We start from the raw sequence: 13,233 nt of genomic DNA, 5'->3' as shown, positions 1-13,233 counted from the left end.
CTCATCCCATATGACATTTCTGCCAAAGAAAGAATCGTTTTTGGCCTCACTTAAAGCTGCATCAGCGTTATCTGCGCGATTCAACCGCATGGCTTGCTTGGCCAATCCGTTTTTTTCAGAACTTACCTCGCCAAAAAGTGCGCAAAAAATACGCTTTTACTGCAAAAACAGTCCCTTGATCCTTGAAATAATTAAGCCTGAAGCGTGCCACTGTCAGTGATCAAACTGATCTGAGAGGTTGCCTGAACGAATCGACTGTAACGTCGTTCAGAGCGTCTCGCCGAATGCGAGTCTGACGTGTGGTAAAAGTTAAGAGTAACCGTTTGTTGCAGCCTGGACGGATTGTGATCGACAGCAATCACTGGGTGGATAGGCCGGTACTCGAGAATCTTTGGGACTGAAGTTTATGACTACTCAAAAATCATGCGCGACACTTGATACTACAATCTTGGTTCTGCACCCATCCAGCGCACCCCATGTTGTGAACACTGATGGTGCGTTGGAGTTTGAGGAAGAAGGTGCGCTGGTATTGCCGGCGCAAAAGCAGTTGAAAGACGCGCTGATTCGCGCGCTTAATGAATACGCCAAGTCTCAAAAAACTGAATCCGTCGTTGTCGAATCGCGGCTGAGGGTCGATTCGAGGAGCGATGTTGAGTTCCCTGCAACGTATGTTATTAAGCTTGTCGGTTCTGGCGTAACGTCCGTCGACGTTGAAGCGTTCTCAGCTGCTGCTCGGCTGATCCTTGCCAAATTGATTCCACAGCGAACGCTCGGAGAGCCAGAGGTAGAGAGCTTGCTAGGGATGCAGGATCAGGATGTTCTGCAATCATTGGGCGAGGATGTCGCTGCGCGGTTTGCGAACAAATCGATCAAGCAGGGCATCATGATAAAGTTTGGAAGCGCGGATCCTCAAGGCATAACAATGCGGGGAGTGATGCCAGCTCTCGCCGTAGAGCAGGGCTCACTCGGAACTATCGAGGGTATTGCCAGGCCGATGGGATTCGACGAAGAAAAAAGCATCGTGATCCTCATGGTGAAAAAGTCTGCCAACGACGACGAATCGCATTGCGACGGTAGAATCGAGATGTTGTGCCACGACCTGGGATTTCTCCGCATCGTTGCTCAAGTGTATGCAAACGGTGGCCAGGTAGAGTTCAAGGCTACCACTCAGCCCGGAGTCAGAAAAAAAAGGAAAAGCGTCTTCACCTTGCAGGCATTGAGTCCGGTTGCGGCAAATGAACTGGATCATTTTGAGCTCGAATAAATGTACTGGGGCTCTGATCCCGAGAGCGGCCCTGTCCTTGGGCAGTAAGCTGCTGCAATAGAGATGTACGCCAGTACTAGCTCAAGACCGTCATGGAGCGGACCTAAAGCGGGTTTTGCGAGAACCAACCCGGCGTAAGACCTCGCCCGCCCGAAGGTTCGCCCGTAATCTTCATTGAACGTATCTAGCTGGATCGAAGCGTCTGCAGCCTCATCGAACTGGCCGGCTTGCAGTAAACTTTGAGCGCGTGACATATCGTGAGGCCTGCTTTTGATGATGGCCATATAGGAAGTCTCCGGCAACTCAAAACAGTCGATAACCAGGCGCAGGAGGTTTGAATCCTCCGGTAGGTTCATAAGTAGGTGGCCGTTTCTGCCCACCAAGTTGGAAGCCTGATCCAACAGAGGTAGAGGTCCAACGTTGGTCAGTTGATTCTTCGGTGGCAGCTTCTCGGTGAGTTTCAACATGCGCGGCCAGACGCTAAAAGGGCGTGATTTAAGCAGGTGTCTTGGTAAGGCCGCTCCGTAAACGTATGCCTTTTTCCCTTTCTCAGGATCAAACACCTTGAAGCGAATACCCGCGTTGATTCGATCAACCAAGGTTTCAGCGTCGGCCAGCTCCCCGGGCTCAAGACGCAACAAGTGTTCAATACGGTTTGTATGGTATCCAAGTGCCAGGAGTCGCAAAGCCTCGATCACGATAGAAGGCGTCAGTTCTGCTTGTTTGGAGAAGATCGTGGGCAGAGAGTCCTGTTCAGATACCGTTTCAATGGCCCATTTGTCGGTGTGAATCGCGTTTGGAATGTTGCTGGCGTAGTGGGACCTGACAGGAGTGAGCATGTCTGCCCATTCTATGAGTAGGTGGTTGTATGAGCGCATCTGTGTGTGGGGGGTCTGGTGGCCCAGCGCGCGGCCGATCGCCGTTGCACCGCGTCTCGATGGCAGTTCATGCTGTCCCAGCATAATTTGCCTGATAGCTTCTACATCTGCAGACGTGCACAAATTGGCGGCCAGCGGTGTTTGAATCTCAAACAGCGCAGTAGACAATATATTGCAGAAGCCATGTCTTGCCTGATGGAGGCTCATTCTTGAGTTGCCTGTGACAAGTTTAAGCGCTTTGGCAATGTCGGAGGGAATTGATCGCGCAAAGGGCGTGAGCGCTCCGTCGTTATCCCCAAAGATCGGCTTATTGTTCGAGCCCACTGAACGGATTGTATACCGGGTAAGGGTTGTTTCAATCAGTGTCCGTTCGATCTCCGCCAGTGGGAACATCAAGGGTACGGCGCGCCGACTGCTAGCGCTGTTTTTCAGGGATCGAATGGCGTTGCTTTGAACGAGAACCCATGTAAGTTCCCCTGATTGGCACCAATCAGAGCGCAGTAAGCCCAGGGCTTCTTGGGCCCGGAGGCCAAACCGGAAGGCAAGTAAAAGGACAAAGGCAGCTTGCTTGCCACGGTCCTCTTCGTCTGAGTCCGGGCGCAGCAGTATCCGCAGGGTCTGAAAGTATTCTTCTTCTGAAAACAGTCTGGGGCGCACCGATCGTCTTGAGCTGCCCAAGTCCAGCTCATCCCAGTCGGGTGCAGATACGCCGCGTTCGCAAGCCCAGTCAAAAAAATCGATGAGTCGAGCCGAAAAATACTGCAAGTCCCGTTGTTTCTCCGCATGCCGGGACAGCATTCTCGCGCACAATTCGGTGACGTCTTCTTCGGTCATGACCATCAAGTCAGCATTTGATGCTAAACCACGGAATGCGGGGGACAGTGTGCCCAGGTAGCGTTTGACAGAGGTGGCTGCATAAGGTTTGTGAGCTCGATTGTGCCCGCCTTTGCCCCTGCGGATGCGATAGGCGACCCAGTAACCAAGCATTAAAATGGCGCTGCTGACTCGGTAAGCATTGGATCTACAGTGCCGCTCTATGTCCTTGGCAATCTTCAGTGAAGTGCTCTTGGTGTACTGATTCAGAAAGTCATGCAGCGCTCGGAGGAAAGCCTTGGATGCATCGTAAAATGCCTCGGGATAGTCCGCAGAGGTCATAGCCGGGATGTTTGGTAAAATTTCCGGCTCCGGTAGTTGGTCTTCTGTGCTGCCTCCCGGGACTTTATAGCGGAGCCCTTCGGTAAGCCTCAGGTGATCATAAAAACACACGCTTGTTGGGGGGCTCCTTTCGCTCAGGGCACCAGCGACCATTCCGGGCAAGTCGATGAGGTTGGCCTGCTCGACAACTCGATGTAAAGATTCAAGCACTTTGCCCAGAGTCAGGTCTGTTTGCCCAGCTATACCCTCAGGCCTTGTAGACTTCAGGATTTGCAACAGTGACTTTAGGGACTTCGGGCAAGGCGTTCGCGTGAGGTCCTTTGTGTCTTTTATCCCGAGGCCTTTCGCCAGCAAACGTCCAGTGGTGTGATCGATTACGTGTCGTTGAACCGGCTGATCAAAGTTATCAGGCTCCAGCGCTTCGTTGTATTCAAGGTACACGCGCTGTTTGTGCTGGATCACACGGTAATTCTCGCCCCGAACCAGATCCCCCAACAGCTTAGGGTAGGAGATTCGCTTTTCGATGGCGAGGAAGGTGACAGCGAGGACCAATCCCTCGGATTTTGATAGTCGTGTCTGTCGGATGGCTTGCCTAGTTTCGCTCGCCCAGCGCTGAAGGTCCGGCATAAGTTGAAGTGCCCGGGGACAGGAGCTCCGGAACAATGAGCGCTCAGTGCCGAGGTGAGTCAGTCGATGGCGGATAAACTGCCGTGCTTGTGGCCCTGAAGTCTCAAGCCACTGGATCAAGACCTCCATTCGGATGGCTGCGCGGGGATGGGGCAGACCGTTCTCGCGCGAGAGCATCCATTTAACCAGACTGTCAACATATGCCTGGGTCAGCTGTTCATGCTCTGAGAGAGCATTGGCTTCCAGAGCTAAATCCAGATCCTTTCGAGCTAATGAGCGAGCTTGATCGCGAGCCTGCAATCGGTCCTGATGGCGTTTCGCCTGACCGAAATGCTTTGGCCCGTTGTAGTTGGCTGTGTTGGGCTGGCGTTGAAGCTGAATCTCAACTTGGGGTGTGGTGGGCGGGGCAGCCGTAAAACCAAGTCGGTCAAAGCAGTCATTAATCGCTTGGTGATATCGCTCAGCGTCATCTTTCCAGCATCTTGGTGAGTGATCGCTGTAGGTTGTAACCCCTCGTTCACCGTGCCCCATCCAGCCATCGACGACTTCAGGATTTACGTTACATCGTAATAACTGCTGGGAAAATCTATGCCGGAACAGATTGTTCGGAAGAGACCATTCGAATAGTTCGGCTCCCGGTACGTTTGTGTCGTTTAGTGGGTGCCAGGATCCGCAAGGATCGAGAAAGAAAAACAGCGGCAGAGAGTCGGACGTTCCTTGCAGTACCCGTTCGATACGCTCGGCAAATCCATTGTCGTGATCTGCCAGAACATCTTGAAGTTTACGAAGATGCTCACAATATGCATTAACCAGTGCCCTTGCTCCATCAGCCAAAGGCACCATTCGGCCGCAGTGAAGACCGTCGTCTGTTTTATCATTGATAAAGACCGAAGAAGGCCTGTTGCAAAAATGGCTCAGAGACTCAAAGGGTTCGGAAAGATGACGGCACCCCGTGGCGGCGTAGAGAGCGGTGACCGTATATTGGACCAGATTGTTGTGGAAAGTGACGGGATCGCCATTGGCACTTGCCAGAAGTTTTTCAGTGCTTTTGTGGACCCCTTCAATCAGTATTGATTCTAGCGGTGCTAAGAGACTGCCCATTAGGTTAACCCGTTCACTACTCCCGGATGTGTGTTTTACGGGCAATGCGAAGCCGTTCTGGACTTGTCGGATATCCCAATTGGCATAGCCACACGCTGCGGGAAGGGCAGTGCGGGGATGGGCTGATATCAGACGCGCGAGAGAGTGATCGCCTTGCTCATTAAACACTCGCTGGGGTAGGGCGTTCGCGAGTTTCGCGCTGGAGAGTCTGGGAAAGTGTTGGCGTGCGTGTTCTCGGAACCAGGTTTTCAGGTCATGGGGACAAGCTATCGTCCACAACCGTCTCAGCGATGATTTCTCATGATATGACTGACTGGCTTGTCGAAATATTTCGTGGATCTGTTTCGGCAGGGTGACATGGAGAGTTTCTGCAAAACGCTCGATCAAAGGCTCGTCTTTCTTGTCGGGATACCACGAACTGTGACGACGGGGTGTCTGGCGAAGTAACGTTAAAAAATCGCTTGAGAGGCTCCACTCGGGCTGGACCTTATCGGTGATCTCTAACTCCAATATAAAATCCAGGGATCGTCCAAAATGAAGCGCCAGCCAGACCAGGCCTGCACCCAGTCGCTCTTGAAGTTCATCATGAACGAGGGTGCTCGCTAGCCATCGCTCCAGAAGGTCGGTTTCCGGGGGAAGTGGCTTATCCCATGACCATGGCAGATAGTGAGAAAGCTCCGCCGTTTGCATCAGAACACTTCGGCCTGATAGCTGCTGCTGTTCCGGAGTCTCTTTCGGATTCACGTCGAACAGGAGCAGCTGTTCGAGCGCCTCTTCATCAGCCGAGGTACTCTCGTTGTAGGAGTAGCTTAGAATCTTTGGCGTGCCGATTTTATTGTCAAGGGTCAGCGGGTGGTCGGTGTTCGTGACTAGTCTGATGAATGAGGGCCTGAAGAGGTGGGCCGTTTTTCGAATGGCGATTGGATTTCGTTGGCCTTCTGCTACCCGTTGGATCGCTTTGAGCAATAAAAGTTGTTTGCGATTGCCGGGTTTCGAAAAATAACCCAACGATTGTGTGGCAGCGTGTCGGATCGCAAGAGTGAACTGTTTGTAGGAGTGGCGATCTGAAGGACAGGCCTGCATAGACTTCTCAAGAACTGCGTCTATTGCGGTCCACTTATCGTCGTCACCGGATAAGCTGAGAGCGCTCGCTACCTGTTGTATTTGGCTGTCGTGGCGACAGGAATGTTCCACTGTCCGCTGAATAGCTTGCACGATGAGCCAAAGCCTGAGGGTCCGGCGGAGGTGATCCAGTGGATCACGACCCGATAGTGCTGAGGGTTGTACGATCATTTCGAGCAGAAAATGCTCGTGCTTGATGTCGGCTCCGGCGGCACGGAGTGTTTGTTTGGTATTGTTTCTTGATACGCCCTGGTGAATGCCAACGTACGCTGAAGAGATTTCGGTGCATGTATTGTAGGCTGTGATCAGTCGATTCAGTTGATAGACGTATGGATTGTCAGCCCATTGGGTTAATAGGTCGACGGAATCGGAATCGGAGAGTTCGCGGGATAGGTTGCCGATAATGGTGAAATTTTCGGTGAAGCCAAAAGTGAGAGCAATGGCTTGGAAGATTTCGGATACGCCTTGCTGCTCCGCCCAGGATTCGATAGTCTGAAAATGAGGTCCAGCAAGCCTTACGGTCAAATTGCTATCGTCTGATTCTTCAATCCTGTGCCGATTTTGGTAGTCGTCTTTCGCCATTAATGCACCTAGTCTCCAGAGCCTGCCACCCTTGAAACTCTAATTCATACATCAATTTAAGGCAATTTATTAAGATTGGGCACAAAAAAAGTGGGTTATAATTGTCAGTCTCATAACCTTCGAATCCAGCCCCCGCTACCAAATTCAAAAAAGGCAGATCAGTTAGTCACTGGTCTGCCTTTTTTGTTGCGATATTAAAAACTTGTTAGCGAAATCGCCCGTCCAAAACTCCGTCGTTCTGGGGTATGCTTCGGGACTGAGTTTCCGAAACCATCGTTTGATGAATAAAACAACATAAATGGAGCCTCCGATGAGTTCAATGAAGCGCCTGCTTGCCGCGTTTGCATCCTTTGCAGTTATGTCCAGTGCCGCCGTTGAGGCCCGCGATTTTCGCCTCGGCTTGATCACGCCTCCGCCCCACATCTGGACCAAGGCAGCCAACGAGTTCGGGCAGGATCTGAACGAGAAGTCCGGAGGAGAGCATTCGGTAGCGGTTTTCCCGGCCAGGCAGCTGGGTAACGAGGCGCAGATGGTTCAGCAGCTGCAAACGGGCGCACTGGATATGGCGTTCCTAACCATTGCTGAAGTGTCCAACCGGGTGCCGGATTTCGGCGCGCTATATGCGCCTTATCTGGTCGACAACATTGACCAGGCCGCAGAATTGTTACGCTCCGACGAAGCGAACAAACTTCTGGACCAACTGCCGGCCAACGTTGGCCTGGTAGGTGTAGGTTATGCCATGGCTGGAATGCGCCAGGTGCTCAGCCGGGATGAGGTTTCCGGTCCTGCCGATCTTGAGGGCAAGAAGCTACGCATTACCCCGTTCGAGCCCATTCGGGATTTCTACAACGCCGTCGGCGCGGCACCCACGCCGTTGCCACTTCCTGCGGTCTATGACGCGCTGGCGAATGGCCAGGTTGACGCCATCGACATGGATTTCGACTCCATCCTGGTGCTCAAGTTTTACGAGCGCGCCGACCACCTGCTGATTTCCAACCACATGATGTTCCCCATGGTGGGCGTGGTATCTGGCAAGGTCTGGCGTGACCTGGGCAACGAAGACAGACAGCTCATCCAGGAAACCATGAAAGCTCACCTGAATGCCGTGATGGACAAGTTTGTGGCCCAGGAGAAGGACCAGGAACAGCAGCTCAGAGAGCTGGATATCACCGTGAGGAAGGCAAACCGCAGTGAATTCGCTGACGCCATTTCCGCCTGGGAAGACATCTGGGCTGAGAAAGCCCCGTCTCTTGGTATCCTGCGCAACGTCGCTGAGGACATCAAAGCCCAATAATCCGGGCGATGCACCATGCTTAAAGCTGTTTCGGATTTTGTCGCACGCATTGAAGCTGTCATCGCCGCATCGCTTGCCGGTGCGGTGACCCTGCTGATACTTCTTAACATCGTCACTCGTTTTGCCGGTTACGCCATCTACTGGGTGGATGAGCTGGCGATCTACTGCATGATCTGGATGACTTTCTTCGCGACATCCGTGCTGCTCAAACGGCGGGAAAGCGTTGCCGTGGGTCTGCTGACCGAGTATGTAAAAGGTGGAACCCGAACCGTACTGGCGAAAATTAGCGACCTGATGGTGCTTCTGTTTGGCGGCATTCTGGCCTGGCTCAGCTGGCGCTGGTATGACCCGGTCACGCTATATCAGGTGGGGTTTGACCTGGAAAGCTTTCAGGCAGAAACCTTCAACTTCATGTACGCGGAGAACACCAGCACCCTGGGCATTAAAAAGTTCTGGGTGTGGATGGTGCTGCCGATTCTGTCGATTACGTTGACCATTCATGGTTTAGCTAATCTTCTTTGTTTCGAGGCCGCCCCCGAACAGAGCGGGGGTACGACATGACCGCGGTTGTCTTCGCCGTTCTGTTGTTTTTGGCAGTGCCGATCTCCCTGGTATTGGCACTGACGGCGCTCTGGTATATCTACGATTCGGGTAACACCGTGCTGCTGGATTCCTACTTGCAACAGCTATTCGGCGCTATCCAGAGCTATGGACTGCTGGCGATACCCCTGTTCATGCTCGCCGGCGAATTGATGAATGAGGGTGGCCTTACCAGCAGGCTGGTGAACCTGGCGCGCATCCTGGTCGGTGGGTTCCGCGGAGGCATGGCTTATATCAACCTGGTGGCCAACATGATGATGGCGGCCATTATGGGCTCTGCTGCCTCACAGATCGCCATGATGTCTCGCGCCATGGTGCCTGCCATGGAGAAAGACGGTTACGAAAAGCCTTATGCCGCCGCCATAACCGCTGCCGGGGGATTGCTCTCGCCCATTATCCCGCCGTCCATGCTGTTCGTGCTGTTTGGCGTTCTGGCCCAGGTACCGATTGCGGATATGTTTATTGCGGGCATTATTCCAGGGCTGGTGATGTCCTTCCTGTTTTTTATCGCTATCAGCCTGCTCGGCCTGAAATACCAGTATCCGAAAGGGAGCTGGCCAACGCGCCAGCAGGCTAAACAGTATTTCCTGATGGGCATCCCGGCGGCGCTTATCCCGCTGATCATCATCGGCGGCATCCTCACCGGGCTGGCCACGCCCACAGAATCAGCCGCGCTGGCTTCAATGGGTGCGCTGGTGATTGGCAAATATGTTTATAGAGACCTCAAATACAAAAACCTTTTCGGAGTTCTGAGGCGGACCGCCTTCAATTCCGGCATGGTCATCATGCTGATTGCCGCGGCCGGCGTATTCGGCTGGGTGATCATCTTCGAAAAGATCCCGCAAAGCGCGGCCAGCTGGATCGCCGCACAAACCACAGACCCTTTCATGTTTCTGATGCTGGTCGTGGGTATCCTGCTGCTGGTGGGCATGGTGATCGATGGCATTGCCGCACTGATATTGGTCGTGCCGATCCTAATGCCCATAGCGGAAGCTCAGTTCGGCATCAGCGCTTACCAGTTCGGCGTGGTGGTGTGCCTGACTTTGGTTCTTGGCTTGCTTACGCCACCGGTTGGTGCGGGCCTTTATATTTGTTCCGCCATGACCGGCGCATCGCCGATGGCTATTTTCCGGGCTTTGCTTCCGTTCCTTCTGGCAACTATTCTGACGCTGGTGTTGATCAGTTGGGAAGAGGGGTTGGTGCTGGCGTTGTTGTAGGTAGCACCTGATTTACATAGAGGCACGCTCTCGCAGTTGAGTATGGTCTCCAGTCATTTCGAGGTATGCTATATACCTTCCTTCATTTCTTTCCCTGCTTAGACTTTTTTCCAGTAGCTCACGCCGCTATCGCCCTTTCCGGGCAAATTTTTGCCTTGCTAGTCAGTGATTTCCCCTCTTTATTACCATTCCCTGACGGGAAATTGACATTTTCGTAATTAGGAAAATGACCGTCATCACATCGATAATCGTCCACGTTTTATACAATTTTACAAAGTCGACGATATATTGGTGTTAATTGCATATGAAACGCGTCATCAAAGTGTCACAGGCATGGATTGCCGCGTTTATTCTGGGAGCACTTCTCACAGGCTGTGGGGGTGGTTCATCGGGTAGTGCTGGCACTGCATCACCGGGCGATTCCGGCGGTTCGGTTGGTTCAGGTAATCCGACTGATGGCGGCAACGTTGGTGGTCAGGATCCATCTCCTGAGCGTTCCGCAGTGCTGAGCTGGAGCGCGCCGCTTACTCGCGTGAATGGCGAGAGCATTCCGATGGGCGAGCTCGACAAATATGTGATTCGTTACGGGCAGGATGCCGAAGAGCTGAGCGAAGAGGTTGTCGTTATCAATGCTCAGGCCGAGGCGGAAATGTCCTACGAAGTAAGCGGGCTGGACGTGGGTACCTGGTATTTCACCATTCAGGTTCAGGATACCAACGGGCTGATCAGTGAGCCCTCCGATGTTGTAAGCAAGTCTATCCGGTCCTGAGGCGGGAATTCCCGGCCTGAAGTTTGAAGTCTCAGGCCAGCGGATCTGCAATTGGAAGTTTCAAGGTGAAGGCAGAACCTTCACCCGGTGTCGATGACACCGATATCTCTCCCCTGTGTTTTTCCACGACGGTCTTTACGAACGAAAGCCCCAGCCCGGTACCGTGTACTCCGGCCAATTCCGAGCTCTTCTGCCGACGGTAGCGGTCAAACAGGTGCGGCAGTTCTTCCGGATCGATGCCTGTGCCTTCGTCCGCGATCGTCAAACAGGCCTGGTGACCGGCGCGGAAGACCTGAATGCTGACGTCGGATCCACTCGGGCTGTATTGAACCGCATTGGTGAGCAGGTTGATAACGGCCCGCTCCAGAAGCTCCGCGTTGCCTTTCAGCCAAAGATCTTCGGTGCCCTGAAGCTGGAGCTGTATCTGCTTCTCGATGGCCTGTTCGCTGACGCTATCACGGGCATTCTCCACGATGGCCAGAAACTCGCATTCGTAGAACCGGGTTTCTGTCAGCTGTTCGGCTCGTGCCAGTTGTACGAACTCCTCCGCCAGGTGATAGCTTCGTCGGGCCAGCCGTCCCAGCTGGTCCAGTTGTTCCTGTTCAATGTGGCTAGGGTCTCGTTTCAACTGTTCGATCAGGGCAAGCTGTGAAACCAGTGGCGAACGTACGTCGTGGGAAATAAAGTCGATGGCTTCGCGGTGCTGGCGCTGCTGTTCCCGTAGTTCCGAAATGTCCGAAATGTTGGCAATGATGCCTTGTTGGTCAGTGTCGGGCAGTGAAAACGGCGCGAAATGAATCAGAAAATCCTTGTCGCGAATTCTCAGATCCACGGTTCGGCTCTGTTGCAGTGTCAGGGTATCGGAAACCGTTTCGTGCCAAGGCGGCGTTTCCCGAGGGTCATGTCCTTCGAGCAACCTGACCAGGGGCAGGCCTGCAAGGCTCGGCATGGGTTCGCGGAACCACTCTTCAATATGGCCGTTGGCAAAGCGGATAACGCCCAGTTCGTCGGTAACAATGATACCGTCGGGCATGCGCTCGAAGCTTCTGCGAATAAATTGTTGCATGTGATTCAGCCGATCCGTGGCGATACGCACCCGCTCAATTCGCGCTGAGATATTTTCGCTGGGTCTTGCGGTTGAATCCGCCAGTGCAGGCTGCTCCAGATGAAGTCTGCGCAAGTAGCGCTGGACAGCTTCGCGGCCGAGATCATTGGGCAGCATCAGGCCCAGGTGATAGCGGGTACCGGCGCGCAATAGCTGAATCCAGCTGCGGTTGCTGTCGTGGAACCAGTGGCCGGGGGTCAGATCAGAGGGAACATCGGCCAGGGACAATCCGCGGGCGGAAAGAACCTCGTTCTCCTTGAGTAAAAGCCAGCCAGTGGGCCGGAAGAGGGCTTGAAAGTGCTCCAGAAGTTGCGTTGGGTTTCTTCCCGAGGGTGCGGGCAGGGCAACTTGCGGGCTTCTGGCAAGGTCGTCCAATTGCCGGTTAAGAAAACGATTGGTCATGGCGAGCCTGAGGCCGCTTGAGACTGGAAAGGCCAGGAGCGGCACCAGCAAAGCGTTCGCCAGGGGAATCCACCATTTCAGCGCCAGAAGCATGAACAGATAGAGACCGACCAGTCCGACCAGAGCCGCTGCGCAGGCGAGCAGAGTGCGTGCCGGGCGCATCGGAGGCAGGGCGAGCGCGAGGATCAGAATGGTTGTTAAAGACAGAAGGGCCGAAGCCCATTCCGGTGCCGGGCGAATCAACAGCCCCTGGGTTCTGGCGGAGAACACGTTGGCGTGAAATTCAACACCGGCCATAGGTCGACTCAGGCCTGAGAAAGGTGTTGGCAGTATGTCTCCGAAACCTGCGGCTGTGGCGCCGACAAAGACGGTTTTGCCTCTGAAACGTTCAGGGGCTGGCGGTTGTGTAATAACCTCTGCAAAGGAGTACGACTGCAGGGAGCCGGCACCACCGATCAAGGGGATGGCCCGATACTGATCGCGAACATTGACATAGGGAAGGGCCTCTTCCGTCCCCGAATTTTGTGGCCCTATCCCGCTAGCGGCCAGCGCTAGGCTCGGCCAGAGCTGACGACCCAGACCATTAAACAGGTAGAGACCACGCGCAACGCCGTCGCTGTCCAGTTCCACGTGAGCGTGCCCGAGACCGTTGGCCGCTGAAGCCAGTTGTCCAACCGGCAATTGTTCGCTCAACAGATACTGGGATGTGGGGGGAGACAGATAGACCGGCAGGATGACGTTGCCATGGCTGCGCATCTGTTCTGCCAGTTGCTGGTCATCGGGTGACGGTTCTGCAAACAGAATATCGAAGACAATGGTTTTGGCGCCTGCCTGCTCAAGCTTGGCAATAAGCTCTGCGTGCAGTGTGCGAGGCCATGGCCAGCGCCCGAGGCGGTTCAGACTCAGCTCATCAATGGTTACCAGTACTACCTCGTCCGAGGCATTTACAGGATTTGAAGTAATGGCCTGATCGTAGAGCCAGAAATCAAGGCGCTGGGGCAAATCCGTGGTCTGGATGAGCAGAAGGAGCGCCAGCAGTATCAGGCCCAGAGTCCAGGGGGTCGTTTTAATTGGCAGCCAATCCCGGTTCATGAGCCCTGCTGTGTGTTTCGTTCGA

The 13,233-nt window shown here is 53.9% G+C and carries 7 protein-coding genes; 5 read left to right on the top strand and 2 right to left on the bottom strand.

Annotation, left to right across the window (positions count from 1 at the left end):
• Positions 1-406 precede the first annotated feature (406 nt).
• Positions 407-1,264 (top strand): hypothetical protein, encoded by an 858-nt coding sequence (locus ABNF92_RS03485; protein WP_349343444.1) that lies wholly within the window; start codon positions 407-409, stop codon positions 1,262-1,264.
• Here the strand turns inward: ABNF92_RS03485 and ABNF92_RS03480 are convergent.
• Complete coding sequence (locus tag ABNF92_RS03480) at positions 1,246-6,729, bottom strand: hypothetical protein (RefSeq protein ID WP_349343443.1); 5,484 nt, start codon at positions 6,727-6,729, stop codon at positions 1,246-1,248. The genes ABNF92_RS03485 and ABNF92_RS03480 overlap by 19 nt on opposite strands.
• Before the next feature lie 310 nt (positions 6,730-7,039).
• Here ABNF92_RS03480 and ABNF92_RS03475 point away from each other — a divergent pair, with 310 nt between their 5' ends.
• From ABNF92_RS03475 to ABNF92_RS03460, 4 genes are all read left to right on the top strand, one after another.
• A complete protein-coding gene (locus tag ABNF92_RS03475; protein WP_069184881.1) occupies positions 7,040-8,023 on the top strand; it encodes a TRAP transporter substrate-binding protein in 984 nt (327 codons plus the stop codon).
• Between the two features lie 15 nt (positions 8,024-8,038).
• Positions 8,039-8,584, top strand: a complete 546-nt coding sequence (locus ABNF92_RS03470; RefSeq protein WP_069184880.1) for a TRAP transporter small permease subunit — start codon at positions 8,039-8,041, stop codon at positions 8,582-8,584.
• Positions 8,581-9,840 (top strand): TRAP transporter large permease, encoded by a 1,260-nt coding sequence (locus tag ABNF92_RS03465; RefSeq protein WP_069184879.1) that lies wholly within the window; start codon positions 8,581-8,583, stop codon positions 9,838-9,840. The genes ABNF92_RS03470 and ABNF92_RS03465 overlap by 4 nt, the downstream gene beginning before the upstream one ends.
• A gap of 304 nt (positions 9,841-10,144) precedes the next feature.
• Complete coding sequence (locus ABNF92_RS03460; protein ID WP_227514606.1) at positions 10,145-10,609, top strand: fibronectin type III domain-containing protein; 465 nt, start codon at positions 10,145-10,147, stop codon at positions 10,607-10,609.
• A gap of 31 nt (positions 10,610-10,640) precedes the next feature.
• On the opposite strand, the gene ABNF92_RS03455 is transcribed toward ABNF92_RS03460, so the two are convergent.
• Complete coding sequence (locus ABNF92_RS03455; protein WP_349343442.1) at positions 10,641-13,208, bottom strand: CHASE2 domain-containing protein; 2,568 nt, start codon at positions 13,206-13,208, stop codon at positions 10,641-10,643.
• Between the last annotated feature and the right edge of the window lie 25 nt (positions 13,209-13,233).

Source organism: Marinobacter sp. MMG032 (genome assembly GCF_040112695.1).
In the GTDB taxonomy this organism is placed as follows: Bacteria; Pseudomonadota; Gammaproteobacteria; order Pseudomonadales; family Oleiphilaceae; genus Marinobacter; species Marinobacter salsuginis.
The sequence above is the reverse complement of the archived record's forward strand: the minus strand, read 5'-3'. Positions and strand labels throughout refer to the sequence as shown.

Excerpts from the sequence above, each read along its gene's own strand:
- ABNF92_RS03480 (WP_349343443.1), bottom strand. The coding sequence starts at position 6,729 with ATGGCGAAAGACGACTACCAAAATCGGCACAGGATTGAAGAATCAGAC.
- ABNF92_RS03470 (WP_069184880.1), top strand. The coding sequence starts at position 8,039 with ATGCTTAAAGCTGTTTCGGATTTTGTCGCACGCATTGAAGCTGTCATC.
- ABNF92_RS03455 (WP_349343442.1), bottom strand. The coding sequence starts at position 13,208 with ATGAACCGGGATTGGCTGCCAATTAAAACGACCCCCTGGACTCTGGGC.
- ABNF92_RS03460 (WP_227514606.1), top strand. The coding sequence starts at position 10,145 with ATGAAACGCGTCATCAAAGTGTCACAGGCATGGATTGCCGCGTTTATT.
- ABNF92_RS03475 (WP_069184881.1), top strand. The coding sequence starts at position 7,040 with ATGAGTTCAATGAAGCGCCTGCTTGCCGCGTTTGCATCCTTTGCAGTT.
- ABNF92_RS03485 (WP_349343444.1), top strand. The coding sequence starts at position 407 with ATGACTACTCAAAAATCATGCGCGACACTTGATACTACAATCTTGGTT.
- ABNF92_RS03465 (WP_069184879.1), top strand. The coding sequence starts at position 8,581 with ATGACCGCGGTTGTCTTCGCCGTTCTGTTGTTTTTGGCAGTGCCGATC.